Genomic DNA, 20792 nt, shown 5'->3' on the forward strand with positions numbered 1-20792 from the left:
ACCGGCGCTCTCCTAGCTTGCGATTTCCAGCCCCTCGCGGGACATTCCCTTGAACTCCGGCATGAGGGAGATCAGCTTGCGGCTGTACTCATGCTCGGCATTGGTAAAAAGTTTCTCGGTCTCGGCCACTTCCACCAGATGACCATGCTGCATCACCCCGATGCGGTCGCACATCTGGCGGATCACTGGCAGATCGTGGCTGATAAACAGCATGGTGAGCTTGAGCTCCTGCTGCAGATCCTTGAGCAGGTTGAGGATCTGGGCCTGCACCGACACATCCAGCGCCGAGGTCGGCTCGTCACAGATAAGGAAGCGCGGGCGAGTGGCCAATGCGCGGGCAATGGAGATTCGCTGGCGCTGACCGCCGGAGAACTCGTGGGGATACTTGAGGCCAGCACCACGGCCAAGACCCACGTGATCCAGCAGATCGCCGACAATCCCCTCGATCTGGCTCTCGCTGCTCGCCAGCTGATGGAAGCGGATCGGCTCGGCAATGATGTCGCGCACCTTCATCCGCGGGTTCATCGACGAATAGGGGTTCTGAAACACCATCTGCATCTGGCGACGCAGCGGGCGACGCTCGCGCTCGCTCTTGAGAGCGGTCAGATCGATCCCCTCGAAGAAAATCTTGCCGGTATCAGGCGGATAGAGACCGGTGATGGCGCGGGCAATGGTCGATTTGCCGGAGCCGGACTCCCCCACCAGACCGAAGGTCTCCCCTTCGAAGATCTCGAAGCTGATGTTATTGCAGGCGCGAACATACTGGCGGCGGCTCGGGAAGATGGAGTCCTTGGTGACGAACTTCAGATCGACGTTCTCCACCCGCAGCAGCGCCCCTTCATAGGCACGCTCGTCCTGACTCTGGCCGAGCCAGTGGGTCTTGAGGTCGATATTGGTATCCGGCGCACTGGCATCCTCGATATAGGAGACCAGCGGGAAACGCACCAGCTTCACGTCGGAACGGGGGACCGCCGAGATGAGGCTGCGGGTATAGGGGTGATTGGGGCTGCCCAGCACCTGTTCGGTAAGGCCGAACTCCACCAGATCGCCGCGATACATCACCGCCACCTTGTCGGTAACGTTGGAGACCACGCCCATGTCGTGGGTCACCAGCATGCAGCCCACCTGACGCTCTTTGCAGAGGGCGCGGATAAGCTGGAGGATCTGATCCTGGATGGAGACATCCAACGCAGTGGTAGGCTCATCGGCGATGATCAGCTCCGGATCGCAGGAGAGCGCGATGGCGATAACCACCCGCTGACGCATGCCACCGGAGAACTGGTGCGGATACTGCTTGATGCGCAGCTCCGGCTGTGGAATACCCACCGCCCCCATCAGCTCCAATGCCTTGGCAAAAGCGGCTTCGCGAGAGAGGTCGGTATTGGCCAGAATGGTCTCCACCAGCTGATGCTCAACGGTGAACAGCGGGTTGAGGGAGGTCATGGGGTCCTGGAAGATGAACCCGATACGGGAGCCACGGATGGCCCGCATCTCATTCTGGCTCTTGCCGGAGATGAGTTCGCCATTGAGATAGATATCGCCACGGGCGATGCGACCCGGCGGGCTCAGGAGATCGATAACGGCGTTGCCGATGGTGGACTTGCCGGCGCCGGATTCACCGACCACTCCGACAATCTCACCCTTTTCGATAGAGAAAGAGAGATCCTTCACCGCGGCCAGCACCCCGTAGCGGGAGGGGTACTCGATCCGCAAGTTCTTTACTTCGAGCAAGGACATGTTTACCTCTGCGGGGGACATCCGTCCCAAATAATTCGTCCGTAAATCAGCCGCAGATGCCGGTTGTTACCTTGGGCAATATTTGCTCAATCCATGAGGCAGCGAAACCAGCGATCCGGGCGGGTTTTTTGCATTTTTTTGGAATAACCCGCGAGTAACTTAGACGGTTTGACCACGGGTGTAAATGATTGAGTTATACAATTCCGCAATGTTTTGTGCAGATAACCACCAATTCGGCAGAGATAAATGATGATATTCATCACACAAATGGCCGGTGCGTCCGTACTTCTATTGGTATCATTACTTTAATTTCAACAACAACGCAACAAGCAGCATTTATCACTATTTCCAAAACAATCACGAGCCCCGAATGAGTAGTGAATATTTATGTGAAATGGATGATAAACGGCAGCATATGCCGATGAATGAAAATTAAGCAGATATAAATCGGGGAATGCCAGAACGGTCATCCCCCGGAAGATGGCTCTCAACCGAGCCAGAATGCCAGTAATTGCATACAAAACAGGGCGAACAGGCCGGCGATCAGATCGTCCAGCATGATGCCCAGGCCACCGTGGATCCGGCGATCAAACCAGGAGATGGGCCAGGGCTTGAGCACATCAAACAACCGGAACAGCGCGAAGCCCGCCACCACCCACTCCCAACCGGCTGGCGCGGCGATCATGGTGACGCCAAAGCCGATCACCTCGTCCCAGACGATGGCGCCGTGATCCGGCATGCCGATGGCATCGGTGGCGCTCTGGCAGATGCGGATACCGATCAGGAATCCCACCACCAGCAGGGCGATAAACCAATAGGTCGGCAGCCCGCTCACCAGCAGGTAGAGCGGAATGGCCGCCAGGGTGCCCATGGTGCCCGGCGCCTTGGGGGAGAGACCGGAACCAAACCCCACCGCCAAAAAATGAAGCGGATTTTTCAGATCCAGTCGTGTCAGCTCGGGCTTTATCCTGAACAAACTCATGCGAAGTGATCCCACCCTTTCAGTTGCAACTCGACCGCCTGGTCGCCACGCAGGTAGTCGATGCCCGGCTCGCCCGCCACGATGCGGCCGATGCGGCTGAACTTGACCCCGCTGTGGGCCAGCGCCGTATCGAGCGCGCCGCGGTGCTCCTCCGGTACGGTGAAGCAGAGCTCATAGTCATCGCCACCGGCCAGCGCCAGTTGCCACGCCTCCTGCTCGCTCACCGCATCCTGCAGCACCGGCGAGAGCGGCAGCAGATCGAGATCGATCTGGGCCCGTACACCGGAGGCCTTAAGGATATGGCCGAGATCGGATGCCAGACCATCGGAGAGATCCAGCGCACTGCCCGCCAGCCCGCGCAGCGCCTGACCGGCCAGAATGCGGGGATGGGGGTGGTCGAGCCGTGGCAGCACCGCGGCCAGCTGGTTCTCGTTGAGGGTGCGTTTGCCCAGCAGGTGGGAAAGCGCCAGCGCGGCATCTCCCAAAGTGCCGGTCACATAGATGCCGTCACCGGCTTTGGCGCCGCTGCGCATCAGGGCGCGACCGGCAGGCACCGACCCCTTCACCGAGATGGTGATGGAGAGCGGCCCGCGGGTCATGTCTCCGCCCACCAGCGCCACGTTGTAGTACTCGGCCAGCTCCAGAAACCCTTCGGCAAAACCGGCAACCCAACCTTCGTTGATGGCAGGCAGGGTCAGCGCCAGCGACACCCAGCGTGGCTCGGCACCCATGGCGGCGAGATCGGAGAGATTGACCGCCAGCGCCTTGTAGCCGAGATCCACCGGATCCATGTCGGGAAAGAAGTGTACGCCGCTCACCAGAGTGTCGGTGCTCACCGCCAGCTGGGTATCGGGGGGCAGGGTCAGCAGGGCACAGTCATCTCCAGGGCCCATCACCACGTCCTTGCGGGCGTGGGGGACCTTGAAGTACTTATCAATCAGCTCAAATTCACCCATACAGTAAAAAGCCAGCAATAAGCTGGCTCCTCTCTTAGATGCTGACGGACAGCAGGATCAACGCTTGTTCAGCGATTTGATCACCTTGTCCAGTACACCGTTGACAAACTTGTGGCTGTCATCGGCAGCAAAAGCTTTGGCCAGCTCGATCGCTTCGTTGATGACCACGCGCGGCGGTACATCATCACGACGGGTCAGCTCGTAGGTCGCCAGACGCAGGATCGCCTTGTCCACCATGTCCACTTCTTCCAGCGGGCGGGAGAGGAAAGGTGCAAACACCTTGTCCAGCTCGCTGCAGTGGAGGGCTACCCCGAACAGCAGATCGCGGAAATAGTTCAGGTCTACACCCTTGGTGTCCTGATCGATCTTGAACTGCTCTTCGATGTCACCCACGTTAGCCTTGGTCATCTGCCACTGGTAGATGGCCTGGGTGGCGCAATGGCGGGCTTTACGGCGCTCAGACGGTTTCAATGTACTTCTCCTCGTTACACGTCCAGTTCTTTCAGGACGTTGATCATTTCGAGCGCTGCCAGTGCAGCCTCTGCACCCTTGTTACCCGCCTTGGTACCTGCACGCTCGATGGCTTGTTCAATGTTTTCAGTGGTCAACACACCGAAGGCAACGGGAATTTCATATTCCATCATTACCTGTGCCATGCCCTTGCTGTTCTCGTTTGCCACCAGGTCGAAGTGGTAGGTGCCGCCACGGATGACAGTACCGACCGCCACGATGGCATCGTATTGACCACTCTTGGCCAGCTTCTTGATGACCAATGGCATTTCAACCGCGCCCGGCACTTTTACCAGTGTCAGGTTGCTGTCCTGCACTTGACCTTGACGCTTCAGTACGTCCACCGCGCCGTTCACCAGACTGTCGTTGATGAAGCTGTTGAAACGGGCAACAACAATAGCAACGCGCGCCTCAGGAGCGGCGATATTTCCTTCGATAACCTTCATTGGAAATCCTGTATCTGTGCAATCAAAAGGGCCGGAGTCAAAAGTGCGCACATTCTAGCACAACAGACCCACGACAAAAACCATGGCCGCAATAGACGGCCATGATCGCGATTTAACCAGTCCGGCGCGCTTACTCGCCGGTAAATTCCACGACTTCCAAGCCGAAACAGCACGGAAGGGGATGGTACTGCTCTGGTAGAACTTTACTCGCCGATGTACTCAACCACTACCAGACCGAAGCCACCCGGAAGGGGATGGTACTTCTCTGGTGGAACTTTACTCGCCGACGTACTCAACCACTTCCAGACCGAAACCACCGAGGGCATGGTACTTCTTCGGCGAGCTCAACAGGCGCATCTTGCTTACGCCAAGGGCCTTGAGGATCTGGGAGCCAACGCCCACCCGACGCGAAGTACCCTGCCACTTGGCTCCTTCCGGCGCCAACCCCTTGTCGGCAGCTTCAAAACCCTTGACCCGGGCCAGCAGCTCGGCGCCGTGGGCTTCCGCCCCCAGGATCACCAGCACCCCGCCCTCGTCGGCAATGCGAGCCATGGACTTGGGCAGCGGCCAGCTGCGGGCGGCATGGCGATCGGTCAGCAGCAGATCGCTCAGCACGTCGTGCAGATGGACACGAACCAGGGTCGGCTGGTCGGCCTGCACCTCACCCTTTTTCAGAGCGAAGTGAACCTGATTGTCGATGGTGTCGCGGAAGGTGATGAGGTCGAACTCGCCAAACTCGGTGGGCAGCTTGCACTCGGCCACCTTCTCGACCGTGGTCTCGTGCTGGTTGCGGTACTCGATAAGGTCGGCGATGGTGCCGAGCTTGATGCCGTGCTCCTCGGCGAAGATCTCCAGGTCAGGACGGCGCGCCATGGTGCCATCTTCATTGAGGATCTCGACGATGACGGCGGCAGGCTCGAAACCGGCCAGACGGGCCAGATCGCAGCCCGCTTCGGTGTGGCCGGCACGGGTCAGCACGCCGCCATCCTGCGCCATCAGCGGGAAGATGTGGCCCGGCTGCACCAGATCGGCCGCCTTGGCGTTGGGCGCCACAGCCGCCTGCACGGTCACCGCGCGATCGGCGGCGGAGATACCTGTGGTCACCCCTTCTGCCGCCTCGATGGAGACGGTAAAGGCGGTGGAGAACTGGGCATTGTTGCGATCCACCATCAGCGGCAGCGCTAATTGCTTGCAGCGATCCCGGGTCAATGTCAGGCAGATGAGGCCACGGCCGTAGCGGGCCATGAAGTTGATATCCTCCGGACGGACGCAGGAAGCGGCCATGATGAGGTCCCCTTCGTTCTCCCTGTCTTCGTCATCCATCAGGATCACCATCTTGCCAGCCTTGATATCGGCAATGATTTCCTGGGTTGTGCTCAGCGCCATGGGCTACTCCATCAGTGTGCTTGGGGGTTGAGCCAGCAGGCTCAACGCAAATGCGAGTGTATGTTGCTCTAGATTGGGGCTAGCGGCTCCATTTCAATCAGAGCGGGATCACAGAAAATCGTTTTGGGGGCCAGATTCAGCGCTCACCGTCAGAGAAAACCGGCCTTGGCCAGCGTCTCCATGGTCAGGGTCGAGGCGCTGCTCTCCTGACTTTTCCCCATCATCAGCCGCTCCAGATAGCGGGCGATCTGATCCACCTCGAGGTTGACCTTGTGGCCCGGCTTCCAGCTGGCGATGGTGGTCTCCTGGGCGGTGTGGGGCACGATCGTCAGGCGGAAAAGGTCCCCCTGCACCGCGTTGACGGTGAGGCTGATGCCATCCACCGCAATGGATCCCTTCTCGGCGATATAGCGGGAGAGCTCGCCCGGAGCCTTGATCCAGTACTCGATAGCGCGGCCGCTGCTGGAGATGCTTTTCACCTCCCCGACCCCGTCCACGTGGCCGGAGACCAGATGGCCGCCGAGGCGGGAGGTGGGCATCAGCGCCTTCTCGAGGTTGACCCGATCGCCCACTCTGGCGGCGGCAAAGCCGGTACGGGAGAGGGTTTCCAGCGACACGTCGGCGGTATAACTCTTGTCGCCCAGCGCCACCACGGTGAGGCAGACGCCGTTGGTAGCGATGGAGTCGCCCAGTTTGACGTCGCTAAAATCCAGACCTGGTGCGTGGACGGTGAGGGCCATGTCATCGCCCTGACGTCGCAGCTCGGCCAGGGTTCCCACCGCTTCGATAATTCCGGTAAACATGCAGATCACCTTGCTGATGACGGGGGCTGATTATACCCCCTTGAACATTGATAAATCAGGCTATTTTGGCGGTAATGCGAATATCCGGCCCCACCATGCGCACGTCCTTGATGGCGAGCTTGGGCGCCTGGAACAGCCGGGTCAGGCCCGGCAGATGGAACAGGCCGCGCCCTTCGTCACCCATCAGTTTGGGTGCCTGATAGAGCACCAGCTCATCCACCAGCCCTTTTTCCAGCAGAGCGCCGCAGAGCCGCGGGCCCGCCTCGACCAGCACCGAGTTGACGTTCTGCTTGGCCAGCAGCATGAAGAGGCTGACCAGATCCAGCTTGCCATCCAGCAGCGGCAGCTCCAGCTGCTGCACCCACTCGGGCCACTCGCCGGACGCCTTGTGACGGGCCAGCAGCACCGGGCTCTCGCTCTGGAATAGCGGCAGATCCGGGGTGAGCCGGTTTTGCGAATCGACGATGACCCGCAGCGGCTGGCGCAGGGTCTCCTTGGGATAACTCGCCTTGACCGAGGGGGGCAGCTCGTCCCAGCGCACGATCAAGGAGGCACCGTCAGCCAGCACGGTTTCAGCACTGGAGAGCACCGCATCGTGGCGGGCCCGCAGCCGCTGCACGTCACGGCGCGCATCGGGGGAGGTGATCCACTGGCTCTCGCCGCTCGCCATGGCGGTGCGGCCATCGAGGCTGGCCCCCAGCTTGACGGTCACTCGCGGGAAGGCGGTACGCATCCGCTTGAAAAAGCCCGGGTTGAGCGCCTCGGCTTCACTCGCCAGCAGGCCGAAATCGGTCTTGATGCCCGCTTCGGAGAGCATCCGCAGGCCACGCCCGCCCACCTGGGGATTGGGATCGACCATGGCCGCCACCACCCGCGCTACGCCAGCATTGATCAGCGCCTCGGCGCAGGGGGGAGTACGACCGTGATGGGAGCAGGGTTCGAGGGTTACATAGGCGGTAGCGCCACGGGCGTTGTCACCGGCGGCGCGCAGGGCATAGACCTCGGCATGGGGCTCGCCCGCCTTCTGATGCCACCCTTCGCCAACCACCACGCCATTTTTGACCAGCACGGCGCCGACGCAGGGGTTGGGGGCCGTGGTGTAGCGGCCGCGGCGGGCCAGTTCGAGGGCCCGACTCATCCATTGGTAATCATCTTGACTAAACATTCGGGCTCCTGTTTTCAACAACATCCAAGCCGTATCGCATCAGGTAATGGCTGCGTTACCGCATCCGATGACGCTTCGCTAATCGAGCCAGCTTCCGGGAAGATTTATTTTTCCAGCTTGGCAATCTCTTCGCCGAACTCGCGAATATCTTCGAAGCTGCGATAGACGGAGGCAAAGCGGATATAGGCCACCTTGTCCAGACTCTTGAGCTCATCCATCACCAGATTGCCCACCAGCTCGGAGGCGACTTCGCGCTCGCCGGTGGCACGCAGGCGGGATTTGATATGGTTGACCGCTTTTTCGATGGCCTCCATGCTCACCGGCCGCTTCTCCAGCGCCCGCAGGATGCCGGCGCGCAGCTTGTCTTCGTTGAACGGCTCGCGGGAGCCGTTGGACTTGATGACGCGGGGCATCACCAGCTCGGCCATCTCGAAGGTGGTAAAACGCTCGTGACAGAGCAGACACTCACGACGGCGGCGCACCTGATGGCCTTCTGCCACCAAACGGGAATCGATCACCTTGGTATCAACCGCACTACAGAATGGGCAATGCATCGGACCTCCGGCGTTAATGGAACAGGGACCGGCCCGGCGGGCCAGGATCTAGGTCGGCCAGTGTAGCACGGCCATCCAAAACCGGTAAAAGCCAGAAAAAACAATGCCACCCGCAGGTGGCATTGGTCTCAAACCGGATGGTCTGACTTATCAGCCATAAACCGGGAAGCGGCGGCAGATATCCAGCACCTTCTCACGCACGGTGGCCAGCACGGCATCGTTGTCGTGGTTGTCCAGTACGTCGCAGATCCAGTGGGTCAGCTGGATGGACTCGGCTTCCTTGAAACCGCGGCGGGTGATGGCCGGGGTACCGATCCGCACACCGGAGGTGACGAACGGGGAGCGCGGGTCGTTGGGCACGGAGTTCTTGTTGACGGTGATGTTGGCTTTGCCCAACGCAGCGTCAGCATCCTTACCGGTCAGCTCGCGGCCGATCAGGTCAACCAGCATCAGATGGTTGTCGGTACCGCCGGAGACGATCTTGTAACCGCGCTCGATAAAGGTGGCAGCCATCGCCTTGGCGTTCTTGACAACCTGAGCCTGATAGGTCTTGAACTCCGGCTCCAGCGCCTCTTTGAAGGCAACGGCTTTACCGGCAATAACGTGCATCAGTGGGCCACCCTGACCACCTGGGAAGACGGCAGAGTTGAGCTTCTTGTAGAGCTCCTCGTCGTCAGCGGCGGAGAGGATCAGACCACCGCGCGGACCGGCCAGGGTCTTGTGGGTGGTGGAGGTGACCACGTGAGCGTGGGGAACCGGGTTCGGGTAGACGCCAGCGGCAATCAGACCCGCCACGTGAGCCATGTCGACGAACAGGTAAGCACCGACCTTGTCGGCGATTTCGCGCATGCGGGCCCAGTCAACGATGCCGGAGTAGGCGGAGAAGCCACCGATCATCATCTTCGGCTTGTGCTCGACAGCCTGACGTTCCATGTCGTCGTAGTCGATCTTGCCGGACTCATCGATACCGTAAGGCACAATGTTGTACAGCTTGCCGGAGAAGTTGACCGGAGAGCCGTGGGTCAGGTGACCGCCGTGTGCCAGGTTCATGCCCAGTACGGTGTCGCCCGGCTGCAGCAGAGCCATGTAAACGGCGCTGTTGGCCTGAGAGCCGGAGTGCGGCTGCACGTTGGCGTAAGTGGCACCGAACAGCTCTTTGGCGCGCTCGATAGCCAGGGTTTCGACCACATCCACATACTCGCAACCACCGTAGTAACGCTTGGAGGGGTAACCTTCGGCGTACTTGTTGGTCAGCTGGGAGCCCTGGGCTTCCATGACACGGGGGCTGGTGTAGTTCTCAGACGCAATCAGCTCGATATGCTCTTCCTGACGACGGGTTTCGTCTGTGATGGCCTGCCACAATTGCGGATCATAATTGGCGATGGTCATGTCACGTTTCAACATCCGTTTCTCTCCTGAAAATCGTTTGCGCGTTAGGTGAAGTGGGCGCGGGCATTGTAACGTGAGCTGGATCAAAGAGACAGTCCAACCACCTAAAAAAATGTTGAATTTATGTTGTAAAAAGCAAGATTCCCTCCCCGTTCAATACCCTGGCCGCTCCGCCAAACGGCACATTTTTCATCCCGCTGCGGACGGGCAAAACCCGAAGGGGATCACAACGCCCTCTTTATCCATCCAGTAACATATTCATTCGAAACAAATTTAATGATGATGGAGCTGATTGCAGCCATGCATCCGAGGGGCTGCACCTAACCGGAGGAGTTCAAGATGGACCATCTGCTGACATTCGTGATCCTGGCTGTCTTTTTTCTGTTCTACTGGGTCTACTACACCAGCCAACGCAAACATCTCCCCACCACCTCGTGGGAGCAGCTCCCCACCAAAGCCGAATATCTGGCGGCCCACCCTGAATCAGTCGATGGCGACATCATCTTCTGTTATCACTGCGGCCACCACGAGTTGCTGGAGGTAGGCATGGTGCACCTGACCGATTTTCGCCGGGAATGGGTCTGTGCCAAGTGCAAGCAGGTGCTATTTCGGGAGATCGAATAAACGGCGCAGGGACTGGCCACCCCCTATGAACGTTGTACATCGCCAGCAGGGATCAGAACGGCGCATCCCTGTTGGCCGCCAGCCACTGCTGCAACCCGCTCACCGCCGCGTCAAATTGCGCCCCGATTGTCGCAGGCTCCCCGCCTCCCGCCTCAAGAGCCGCACAGTGGCTGGCAAATTCGGTCAACCCAAGCGCCAGCGCACTCCCCTTGAGCTTGTGCGCCAGCTGACGTTGCTCACTTCCCTCACCCTGAGCCAACTTATCTACCAACACCCGCCCTTGCGACTCAAACAGCGCGACCAGCTGGCGGATCCGCGCCATGCCGAGCAGGGGCAGATCGGCATCCAGTACCGGATTGGCCCACCCGGGCTGGTTAATTGGGGGCACGGCTACTGATAACTGCACCTGCGGCTCGATAGAGGCCCCTTCTTGTCGAAATAGTTGATCTATGGCGTTCGCCAGCACCGCCAGCCGCACCGGCTTGCCGACAAAATCGACAAACCCGGCGGCAAGGCAGTGGCGGATATCCTCCGGATACATCTGGGCCGAGATGGCGATGGCGGGCAGCGGCCGCTCATGCATCTCCTCGCTGATGGCTGCCAGATCCTCGCGCAGGGTCATGCCGTCCATATCGGGCAGATTGATATCGAGCAGCGCCAGCTCGAAGGGACGCTCGGTCACCAGCGCCAGTGCGCTGCGACCATCCTCCGCCAGGGTGACGCGATGGCCGAGGCGGGTCAGCATGCCGTGCGCCACCAGCCGGTTGATCTCGTTATCCTCCACCAGCAGGATGTCACGGGACTGGCCAAGGTGCAGCGGTTGCGCCTCGGCAGGCAGCTGGGCACTCGAGCGTTGCAAGGGCAGGCTGAAGCTGAATTCACACCCCTTGCCCGGTTCGCTGGCAAGGATAAGCTCGCCCCCCATGGCGGCCACCAGCTTGCGACTGATCGCCAGTCCCAACCCGGTGCCGCCCTGATGGCCTATATCGCGCTTGCGCTGGCGAAACGCCTCGAACACCGCCTCCTGCTCATCGGCAGGAATGCCGGGGCCGGTATCGCGCACCACGAAGCGGATGCAGGGCTCGGCGCAAGGGCCTTGGCAGGCAAGAGGCGCCACCGTCAGGGTAATCTGGCCACGGGCGATAAACTTGACCGCATTGCCGAGCAAGTTGCCGAGCACCTGGCGCAGCTTGCCCAGATCCCCCTCGACCACAGGCGCCAGCCCGGGCGCATATTCCAGCGCCAGAGTGACCCCCTTGGCCGCAGCCTTTGGCCGGAACAGCGAGCTGAGCTCATCCACCAGCTGGAACAGGGGGAAGGGTTCGCGGCGCGCCTCCACATGGCCCGCCTCTATCTTGGAGTAGTCGAGAATGTCGTTGAGGATCTCCAGCAGGGATTCGCCACTGTGCTCGATGGCGGCCAGATAGCGCTGCTGGGTATCGCTCAGGTGGGTATCTTCCAGCAGCGTCAGACCGCCCAGAATACCGTTCATGGGGGTGCGGATCTCGTGGCTCATGGTGGCGAGAAACACCGACTTGGCCCGGTTGGCCTGCTCGGCCTCGGCGCGGGCCTGCCGCTGCTTCTCCACCTCCTCATTGAGGCGCTCGTTGGCGTGGCTGAGCTGGCCGGTGCGCTCCTCGACCCGCGACTCCAGCTCGCGCTGATAGCGGCCCAGCTCCACCGCATTGTCACGAAACACCTGCAAGGCCCGCCCCAGCTCCGCCAGCTCATCGCGCCCGGTACTGGCGATAGGCTCAAGATGGGCCAGATCCCCGCGCGCCAACCGGCTCATCCCCGCCACCGCCCGTTGCAGCGGCCAGACGATCCGGCCATAGACCATACGCCACATCAGCAGCATCAGTAGTAGCAGGGTGAGCAGGCCAATGGCCATCAACGCCTGCTCCAGCAGCCTGAGGCGCTGGCTTAGCGCCTGCTGGCTCTGCCCCAGCGAATCGCGGGCACGGCTGACCAGCTCTCCGACCTGCTGGTTGAGACTGCTCATCAGAGCTTCATTGGCATTGGCCAGCACCCGCAGCGCCTCCCCCTTGCCGAGCCAGTCGCTGCGCAGTTGCACCAGCTTGTCGCTCTGTGCCAGCACGGTCAGCGCCTGTTCCACCGCCTGCCGGCGGGCCGGGTCGGTCACAGCCCCGGCCCGCAGTTGCAAGATGGCCAGCTCCCGCAGCCCCTCTTGCAATAGCGTTTGCAACTGTTCCTGTCGTTCGCTGCGCCACATCTCCTCGATGCGCTGCTGCTGCATCAGGGTACGATGACGCAGCTCGGTCATCTGCTCCAGCCAGTCAAGATCCTGCTCCAGCAGGCGGTCCAACGTCCGGGTCGCCTGCGCACCTTGCTGTTGGTAGAGGGAACCCAACCCCGCCACCATCACGGTTTCGGCGTTCTCCATCTGGCTTCTCGCCAGCTCGGCGATCTGCCCAGCCGCCGCCACCAGACGGGCCCGCTGCGCCTCCCCCTGCGCCATCAGGGTCAGTCGCTCTCCCACCAGCCAGCCCTGCTGACCCAGATTACCAATAATGCTCTGGCTGAGCTGATCGAGGCTTGTTGAACCCTGCCCACGGCCAAGTTGTGCCAGTACCTGCTGCAACTGTTGCCCCTGCAGAGTGAGCAAGCGCCCCTGATGCTCCCGCTCCTGCTCGCTGGTTGCGGTGGCCAGCAGCCGAGACGCGCTCTGGATCTCGCCGCTGAGGCGAGAGAGCGTGCGGGCCAGCTCCTGATCGGCCAGAGTCTGCTGCACCCCTTGCTCCAGCTGGCGCAGATGGCTAAGCCCCACCCAGCCCAGCAGGGAGGCACTCAGGGTCAGCAACGCCATCAGGGAGAAGGCCAGCAGCAACTTGCCACCCAGGCCGGAAAAGATTCTCACGGGAAGTCCCTTGGTTGTGGTCGGCTTTGACCGGATAATATGGCCCAACACTTTAACAAAACCCCTGGCCATGCGAAGCGTCTATCTCTCCCCGTTGTTGCTGATCTGGTTGCTAATGCTTCCCCGCGCCGCCCTCGCCTTTGCGGTCGATATCTGGCGCGGCGGCGAATTCAGCGGCCAGCCGGTGCGCCAGCAGTGGCCGGAACCCGCAGCGGCAACCAAACCGCTGACCCTCTGTGCCCTCTACCCCCATCTGCGCGACGCCTACTGGCTTTCGGTCAATCAGGGCATGGTTGACGAGGCGAAGCGGCTGGGAGTCAAGTTGCAGATCCACGAAGCGGGGGGGTACGGCGCCCTCGCCGAGCAGCGCCAGCAGTTGCAACGCTGCGTGCAGGAAGGAAGCGATGCCATCTTGCTCGGCGCGGTGAGCTATCAGGGCCTGCGCGAGGCCATCAAGGCCACGCCGCTGCCGCTCTTTGGACTGGTCAACGATCTGCCCAGCGGTCTGGTGCAGGCGAAGGTGGGGGTCTCCTGGTACCAGATGGGCTGGCAAATCGGCCACTGGCTGGCGCAGCGTCACCCCGCCGGCAGCAAGCCGGTCTCGGTCGCCCTCTTCCCCGGCCCGCAGGCAAGCGGCGGCAACAACTTCGTCGAGCCGGGCTTTGCCGATGCCATCAAGGGGAGCGCCATCAAGCTGGTCACCACCGAACGCGGCGACAACAGCCGGGAAATCCAGCGCACGCTGGTGCAGCAAACTCTGGCCCACTATCCCGACCTCGACTATCTGGTGGGGGGCGCCATCGCCGCCGAAGTGGCCGTCAACGAGCTGGCGCAGCGCCATCTTGACAGGCCCCAGGTGCTGAGCACCTACTTCAGCCACGGGGTACAGCGGGGCCTGCGCCGGGGCAAGATCCTCGCCGCCAACAGCGATCAGATGCGGCTGCAGGGGCGCCTTGCGGTGGCTCAGGCGGTCTGCCTGCTACAACACCCTGATGCCAATGCCGAGCAGTGCCCTCGGGTGATGGGGCCACCCATTCTGACGCTGTCTGCCCCGCTGGCCAACCCCGCCGATTCCCTCTCGGATGGCGCTTTTCGCCCCGTCTATCGGGTCGAATAGCCGTTCCAAATCCGATTAGCACACTCAAGGAGAAGAGATGAAAGAGTTACATGCCAGCTGCCTGTGCGGCGCCGTCGCCCTGACCCTGCCGGATCAGTTCGACTATATGGGGAACTGCCACTGCAGCGAATGTCGCAAGTTTTCAGGGGGAGATTACGCCTCGGTTGGCGGACTGGATGGCAGCAAGGTCAGCATAGTGAAGGGAGAAGAGGCCATCGGCCGCTACCGGAAATCGGCAGAGACCACCCTCGCCTTCTGTCGTCACTGCGGCTCCAGCCTGTTCAGCCAGAAGATCAGCAGCGGCAAGATCAATCTGCGGTTGGGGGTACTGGACGACGTGCCGAGCCAGCGACCCGCGTTTCACATCTTTGTCGGCTCCAAGGCGCCCTGGCACCAGATTGGCGACGACTGCCCGCAATTTGATACCCGCCCGCCGGTCTGATACCCGGTCAAACAGGTCAAGGCCACCGTAACGGGCTCAGGAGGCTATCTCGCCGGCAAACAGATAGCCTTCACCATGGACGGTGACAAACAGCTGGGGATCCCGCGGATCCGCTTCCATCTTGCCGCGCAGCCGCCGGATCAACACGTCTATGGTGCGATCGCTCGGGCCATCGCCGCGATGGCTGATGAGGGTCAGGATCCGCTCCCGACTGAGCACCCGTCCGGCATGGGCGACAAAGGCCACCAGCACTTCATATTCCGCCTTGGTCAGACGCACCGGCACTCCGTCCTTGCTGAGCTGGCGGCGGGGAATATCAAAACGCCAGGGGCCAAAGCGCACCGCATCGTCAGCCACCGCAGGCTCGCTCGGCGCGGCGGCCGCCAGCGAGATCCGCCACAGCAGATTCTTGACCCGCACCAGCAGTTCCCTGAGCTCGAACGGCTTGGTGACATAGTCATCGGCCCCCATCTCGAGGCCGACTATCCGGTCTACCGCATCACTGCGGCCGGTGACCAGAATGATCCCCACCGTGCTGCGCGCCCGCAGTTCACGGGTCAGCAGCAGACCATCTTCCCCCGGCAGGTTGATATCCAGCATCACCAGATCGACCGTCTGTTCCGCCAGCACGGCGCGCATCTCCTGGCCATTTTCGACCGCCGTCACCCGATAGCCCTCCCGCTCGAAATAGCCGGTCAGCTTCTCGCGGGTAACCGCGTCATCTTCAACAACCAGAATGTGGTAGCTCATGGGCAGGGTTCACGATGGTCGACAAGGGAGGATTATTCTATTCACATTTTGTCATAAATACCCCTATTTCATTAATTTGTGGCGGCAGCCCTGTTCACAACGCCTCCCTATCATGGCTCCCATCAAAAAAGTGATGTGAGAGAGCATGATGAAAAAACTGTGGCACTTCCTGCGCACCCCCAGCCGTCGCTGGTCGGTACTGGCGCTGCTTCTGGTGGGCGTCGGCGTCACCCTCGCGGGCACCGTCGGCCTGCACTATGGCTTTGAGAAAACCAGCAGCCTCGAATTCTGTATCTCCTGCCACTCCATGAAAGACACCGTCTATCCGGAGTACAAGGAGTCCATCCACTTCAAGAATGCCTCAGGGGTACAGGCGGTCTGTACCGACTGTCATCAGCCGAAAGATTTCGTCGGCAAGGTGGCCCGCAAGATGGAGGCGGCCAACGACCTCTATCAGGAGTACATAGGCCACAGCATCGACACCCAGGAGAAGTTCGAGGACCGGCGCCTGCATCTGGCCGAGAAGGTGTGGGCGCGGATGAGCAGCCAGAACTCCAAGACCTGCAAGTCCTGCCACAGCTACGACAACATGGATCACGCCAAGCAGTCCCCGGCGGCTGCGCTGGCGATGAAAGATGCGGCGGCGAAGAACATGAACTGCATCGAGTGCCACAAGGGCATCGCCCACGAACTGCCCAACATGGCGGGCGGCTTCCGGGCCACTTACGCCACCCTGGTCAACGACGCGCAAGAGGCGCCAGCCGCCGAGACCCTCTACAACCTGGGTGAAAAAGATCTCTATGCCAGCGAACAGAGCACCGACCCGGTCGGCAAACTGCTGCCCGCCTCCCGTATCGACGTGGTGGACCGCAGCGGCGATCGCCTCAAGGTGACCATCGAAGGGTGGCGCGAGAGCGATGGCAAGGGGCGGGTGCTGAGCGAATACATGGGCAAGCGGGTCTTCGTCGCCACCATCCGTGACGAACTGAAAGCGAACGAGAAAGTGCTCAAACAGGAGACCGACAGCGCCACCCATATCAAGTGGGAGCAGGTTCAGGTGCAGGCCTGGGTCGATGGAAAGGGCTTTGAGTCCTCGCTCAAGCCGATCTGGGATTACGCCGGCGAGATGTACAAATCCACCTGCAACTCCTGCCACGGCGCGCCGGATCCCGCTCACTTCACTGCCAACGGCTGGATCTCGGGGCTCAAGGCGATGTCTGCCTACTATCGCCTGAGCAAGGAAGAGGAGCGCACCCTGCTCAAATACCTGCAAAACCATGCCGCCGATACCGGTGGTCAGGGCAGCCACTAAGTCCGGATTCGAAAGAGGAATAACAAGATGATCAATATTTCCCGTCGTGGTTTTTTGGGTGGCTTGCTGGCCAGCGGTGCCTCTGCCCTGATTGGCCCCTCCCTGCTCGGTCGCGCCGTGATGGCCGCCGAGTCTGGCGACAAGCTGGTGCAGTCCGGCTCCCACTGGGGCGCCTTCCGTGCCCGGGTGGTCGATGGCCGCTGGGTCGAGACCCTGCCGTTCGAGCATGACAAGCACCCCACCGACATGCTCAAAGCCTTGAGTGAAGTGGTCTACAACCCCTCCCGCATCCGCTACCCCATGGTGCGGCTGGACTGGCTGCGCAAGGGCCACCAGTCCGACACCAGCGAACGCGGCCAGAACCGCTTCGTGCGGGTCACCTGGTCCCAGGCGCTGGACTTCTTCTATCACGAGCTGGAGCGGGTGCAGAAGACCTATGGCCCGAGCGCCCTCTATGCCGGTCACTCCGGCTGGCAGTCGGTGGGCAAGCTGCACTCTGCTGGCGCCATGTTGGGGCGTGCCATGAACCTGCACGGCACCTATCTGGCCAAGGCCGGTGACTACTCCACCGGTGCCGCCCAGGTGATCCTGCCCCACGTGGCGGGCGCCATGGAGGTGTATGAGCAGCAGACCTCCTGGCCGCTGGTGCTGGAGCACAGCAAAACCATCGTTATCTGGGGCTCGGATCCCATCAAGAACCTGCAGGTGGGCTGGCTGGTGCCGGATCACAGCGTCTACGACTACTGGGCACAGCTGAAAGAGAAGGTGGCCAAGGGCGAGATCCGGGTGATCAGTGTCGATCCGGTCAAATCCAAGACCCAGAAGTACCTCAATTGCGATCAGGTGACCCTGAATCCGCAGACCGACGTACCGCTGATGCTGGGCATCGCCCACACCCTCTACAGCGAGAAGCGCCACGACGAGGCGTTCCTGAAGAACTACACCACCGGTTTTGACAAGTTCCTGCCCTACCTGCTGGGCACCAGCGATGGTCAGGTGAAGGACGCCGAGTGGGCCGCCGCCATCTGTGGCGTACCAGCCGAGACCATCCGCGAGCTGGCCCGCACCATGAGCAGCGGCCGCACCCAGCTTATCGGCGGCTGGTGCGTGCAGCGCATGCACCACGGCGAACAGTACGCCTGGATGTTGGTGGTTCTGGCCTCGATGATTGGCCAGATCGGCCTGCCGGGGGGCGGTTACGGCTTTGGCTGGCACTACAACGGGGCGGGCACCATCACCTCCAGCGGCCCCATCATGTCCGGTTTCAGCTCGGTCATTCCCGGGGTCAAGCCGATCCATGATGGCGACTGGAAGGGCTACTCCAAATTCATTCCGGTGGCACGTTTCGTCGACTGCATCCTCAATCCGGGCAAGCAGATCGCCTTCAACGGCCAGACCATCACCTACCCCCACATGAAGATGGCGGTGTTCTGCGGCAACAACCCGTTCCACCACCAGCAGGATCGCAACAAGATGGTTGCCGCCTGGCGCAAGCTGGAAACCGTGGTCAGCATCGATCACCAGTGGACCGCCAGCTGCCGCTTCGCCGATATCGTGCTGCCCGCCACCACCACTTATGAGCGGGATGACATCGAGCAGTGGGGTTCTCATTCCAACGCGGGCATTCTGGCCATGTACAAGGTGATGGAGCCGCTGTTCGAGGCGCGCGATGACTACGACATCTTCGCCGACCTCTGCCGTCGCTTCGGTCGTGAGGCCGAGTTCACCGGTGGCAAGAGCAAGCTGGAGTGGATCCAGAGCATCTATGACGACGCCCGCCTGCAGGGCCGCGGCATCGGCATTCGTCTGCCCCGTTTCAGCCAGTTCTGGCACGGCGAGGGCTTCGTCACCTTCCCGGCGGGCCAACCCTGGGTGCGCCACGAGTCGTTCCGTCAGGAGCCGGATCTGGAGCCGCTGGGCACCCCGTCTGGCCTTATCGAGATCTACTCCAAGACCATCGCCGACTACGGCTATGGGGATTGCCCGGGCCATCCGGTCTGGATCGAGCCCTACGAGCGCTCCCACGGCGGGCCGGGCAGCAAACAGTACCCGCTGCACCTGCAATCCTGCCACCCGGACAAGCGGCTGCACAGCCAGCTCTGCTCCTCCGACAACTACCGCGCCACCTACACGGTGCAGGGTCGCGAACCTGTCTACATGAATCCGCAGGATGCCAAATCCCGCGGCCTCAAGGACGGCGATCTGGTGCGGGTGTTCAACGGCCGCGGTCAGGTATTGGCTGGTCTGGTGGTGAGCGATGATTACGCCCCCGGCGTGGTGCGCATTCAGGAAGGTGCCTGGTATGGCCCGCTAGAGGGTGGCAAGGTGGGGACTCTCTGTACCTACGGCGATCCCAACGTGCTGACCGCCGACATCGGCTCTTCCAGCCTGGCGCAGGCCACCACGGCCCATACCGCGCTGGTGGAGATCGAGAAGTTCCGCGGGCAGGCACCGGCAGTCACTGCCTTCGGCGCGCCGGAATCGGCCAAGGGCATCGACCCCATGTTCCCGGCACTCTGACCCCAAGGGGACGAAAGCGCCCCCTTGAGTTTCCTTTATTTTTAAAGTCGTTAGAATCGGGAGCCATCAAGGCTCCCGATTGCCATCCACGGAGGAAAAATGCAGGAATTTATGGCTACCAGCGAACGCCGGGCCGAACTCTACTGGTGGTTCTCCACCCTGTTCGCCGCCGAACTCAGTGATGAGCAGATCGCCGAATATGACACCTATGATGTGCGAAGCTTCCTGAAAAGCCTCTCCACCCTGGATCCGATGCGCGAAGCCGTGGCCGAACTCAACGAGGCCATCGCCCGCCTGCTGGTGCGCCCGGATCGCCAACTCGAACTCGCTGCCGACTTCGCCGGCCTGTTTCTGGTGGATCCCAAACAGGGCGCCCTGCCCTACGAATCGCTCTACCGTGGCGATGCCAAGCTGCTGATGCAGGCCCCGATGGCCGAGATGCAGGCTCGCCTCGATCGCCTTGGTATCAATGTCAGCGACAAATACAAAGAGCCTGCCGACCATCTGGCCATCGAGCTGGATCTGATGGGCAATCTCATCATCCGTGCGGCGGAAGCCAAGAGTGCGGCCGAGCGGGAACGCTGGCTCGACGAGCAGGAAGCACTGCTGCACGGTCATCTGCTGGGCTGGTTTGACAAGTTCGAAAGCGCCTGTCGCGCCGCCGACCGGTTTGGCTTTTACGGCGCCAGTGCCCGTCTGCTGGGGGTCTTCCTCAAGATGGATGCCAACTACCTCTCTCTGGTCAAACCGGCACCGTCTGCCGACTGAGGCCGCGATGAAGACAGCCCTGCTTCTGATTGCATGCTGGCTGCTGGCCCTGATCCCGCTGGATCAGGGCATTACTCCCCTGATTGCGCTGCTGTTCAACCCGGATCGCGAGCTCTACGGCACCGCCCAGCTCACCGGCTTTGCCGGCATCCTGCTCACCCTCTACCTTGCCAATCTCGGCGTCGAGGTGGTGCTGCGCCGCCGCTTCCAGATTGCCGGCATGCTGGCGCTGCTGGCCGCCTGGATCGACTTCATCAACAGCAGTGGCAGCGAGTCGCACTTCCTGCTGCTCTATCTGCTTGCCCTCCCGTTCCATCTGCTCGGCTGGCTGGTATTTGTGCGCGGTATTCAGGCGTTTGGTCGCCAGAAGGGATAACCACTCGCCCCCTTTTTCCATCCTTTTTATCAGGTTTTTCTGCCTATTCTTGCCGTCAAAACAACCAGATAACTCCG

At 61.3% G+C, this 20792-nt stretch carries 19 protein-coding genes; 7 read left to right on the top strand and 12 right to left on the bottom strand.

All coding sequences use genetic code 11. The features are described 5' to 3' along the window. Window positions 1-12: 12 nt before the first annotated feature. The 10 genes from ACTG2T_RS04850 to glyA form a co-directional block, all read right to left on the bottom strand. Window positions 13-1737 carry a dipeptide ABC transporter ATP-binding protein gene (locus ACTG2T_RS04850; RefSeq protein ID WP_100654430.1) on the bottom strand — a complete coding sequence of 575 codons (1725 nt, stop codon included), beginning with the start codon at window positions 1735-1737 and terminating at the stop codon, window positions 13-15. Window positions 1738-2224: 487 nt separating this feature from the next. Then, the gene (locus tag ACTG2T_RS04855) at window positions 2225-2719 is read right to left on the bottom strand and encodes a phosphatidylglycerophosphatase A family protein (RefSeq protein WP_151286983.1); all 495 of its coding nucleotides are present in this window, start codon (window positions 2717-2719) and stop codon (window positions 2225-2227) included. Beyond that, entirely contained in the window at window positions 2716-3675 is a 960-nt protein-coding gene (gene thiL, locus ACTG2T_RS04860) for a thiamine-phosphate kinase (RefSeq protein ID WP_026034998.1), read from the bottom strand. Before thiL ends, ACTG2T_RS04855 begins: the two co-directional genes overlap by 4 nt. Window positions 3676-3732: 57 nt before the next feature. After that, window positions 3733-4146 carry a transcription antitermination factor NusB gene (gene nusB / locus ACTG2T_RS04865; protein ID WP_005343514.1) on the bottom strand — a complete coding sequence of 138 codons (414 nt, stop codon included), beginning with the start codon at window positions 4144-4146 and terminating at the stop codon, window positions 3733-3735. A gap of 14 nt (window positions 4147-4160) precedes the next feature. Then, on the bottom strand, window positions 4161-4631 hold the full coding sequence (gene ribH, locus ACTG2T_RS04870; protein ID WP_005338866.1) for a 6,7-dimethyl-8-ribityllumazine synthase: 471 nt from the start codon (window positions 4629-4631) through the stop codon (window positions 4161-4163). Between the two features lie 276 nt (window positions 4632-4907). Beyond that, entirely contained in the window at window positions 4908-6017 is a 1110-nt protein-coding gene (ribBA, locus tag ACTG2T_RS04875) for a bifunctional 3,4-dihydroxy-2-butanone-4-phosphate synthase/GTP cyclohydrolase II (RefSeq protein WP_265774469.1), read from the bottom strand. Between the two features lie 149 nt (window positions 6018-6166). After that, on the bottom strand, window positions 6167-6820 hold the full coding sequence (locus ACTG2T_RS04880; RefSeq protein ID WP_201952517.1) for a riboflavin synthase: 654 nt from the start codon (window positions 6818-6820) through the stop codon (window positions 6167-6169). Window positions 6821-6875: 55 nt separating this feature from the next. Next, window positions 6876-7985 (bottom strand): bifunctional diaminohydroxyphosphoribosylaminopyrimidine deaminase/5-amino-6-(5-phosphoribosylamino)uracil reductase RibD, encoded by a 1110-nt coding sequence (ribD, locus tag ACTG2T_RS04885; RefSeq protein WP_330123995.1) that lies wholly within the window; start codon window positions 7983-7985, stop codon window positions 6876-6878. A 104-nt stretch (window positions 7986-8089) separates the two neighbouring features. After that, entirely contained in the window at window positions 8090-8539 is a 450-nt protein-coding gene (gene nrdR / locus ACTG2T_RS04890; protein WP_005338880.1) for a transcriptional regulator NrdR, read from the bottom strand. 150 nt (window positions 8540-8689) lie between these two features. After that, window positions 8690-9943: a serine hydroxymethyltransferase gene (gene glyA / locus ACTG2T_RS04895; RefSeq protein ID WP_159162994.1), complete on the bottom strand. Its 1254-nt coding sequence runs from the start codon at window positions 9941-9943 to the stop codon at window positions 8690-8692. 324 nt (window positions 9944-10267) lie between these two features. Between glyA and ACTG2T_RS04900 the strand changes: the two genes are divergently transcribed. Beyond that, entirely contained in the window at window positions 10268-10552 is a 285-nt protein-coding gene (locus ACTG2T_RS04900; protein WP_100646668.1) for a hypothetical protein, read from the top strand. 52 nt (window positions 10553-10604) lie between these two features. On the opposite strand, the gene torS is transcribed toward ACTG2T_RS04900, so the two are convergent. Further along, entirely contained in the window at window positions 10605-13430 is a 2826-nt protein-coding gene (gene torS / locus ACTG2T_RS04905; protein ID WP_330123994.1) for a TMAO reductase system sensor histidine kinase/response regulator TorS, read from the bottom strand. A gap of 70 nt (window positions 13431-13500) precedes the next feature. On the opposite strand from torS, the gene torT reads away from it, so the two are divergent. Next, entirely contained in the window at window positions 13501-14547 is a 1047-nt protein-coding gene (gene torT, locus ACTG2T_RS04910) for a TMAO reductase system periplasmic protein TorT (RefSeq protein WP_330123993.1), read from the top strand. Window positions 14548-14584: 37 nt separating this feature from the next. Then, a complete protein-coding gene (locus ACTG2T_RS04915; protein WP_330123992.1) occupies window positions 14585-14989 on the top strand; it encodes a GFA family protein in 405 nt (134 codons plus the stop codon). 36 nt (window positions 14990-15025) lie between these two features. Here ACTG2T_RS04915 and torR read toward each other — a convergent pair whose 3' ends face one another. Beyond that, a complete protein-coding gene (torR, locus tag ACTG2T_RS04920; protein ID WP_042080622.1) occupies window positions 15026-15739 on the bottom strand; it encodes a two-component system response regulator TorR in 714 nt (237 codons plus the stop codon). A 145-nt stretch (window positions 15740-15884) separates the two neighbouring features. Here torR and torC point away from each other — a divergent pair, with 145 nt between their 5' ends. The 4 genes from torC (at window position 15885) to ACTG2T_RS04940 (ending at window position 20715) form a co-directional block, all read left to right on the top strand. Further along, a complete protein-coding gene (gene torC, locus ACTG2T_RS04925; RefSeq protein WP_330123991.1) occupies window positions 15885-17051 on the top strand; it encodes a pentaheme c-type cytochrome TorC in 1167 nt (388 codons plus the stop codon). Window positions 17052-17078: 27 nt separating this feature from the next. After that, window positions 17079-19571 carry a trimethylamine-N-oxide reductase TorA gene (torA, locus tag ACTG2T_RS04930; RefSeq protein ID WP_330123990.1) on the top strand — a complete coding sequence of 831 codons (2493 nt, stop codon included), beginning with the start codon at window positions 17079-17081 and terminating at the stop codon, window positions 19569-19571. A gap of 99 nt (window positions 19572-19670) precedes the next feature. After that, complete coding sequence (gene torD / locus ACTG2T_RS04935; RefSeq protein ID WP_042060061.1) at window positions 19671-20339, top strand: molecular chaperone TorD; 669 nt, start codon at window positions 19671-19673, stop codon at window positions 20337-20339. 7 nt (window positions 20340-20346) lie between these two features. Further along, a complete protein-coding gene (locus ACTG2T_RS04940) occupies window positions 20347-20715 on the top strand; it encodes a hypothetical protein (protein ID WP_042080620.1) in 369 nt (122 codons plus the stop codon). Window positions 20716-20792: the final 77 nt, after the last annotated feature.

This window comes from Aeromonas sp. 75A (assembly GCF_051919425.1).
In the GTDB taxonomy this organism is placed as follows: domain Bacteria; phylum Pseudomonadota; class Gammaproteobacteria; order Enterobacterales; family Aeromonadaceae; genus Aeromonas; species Aeromonas veronii.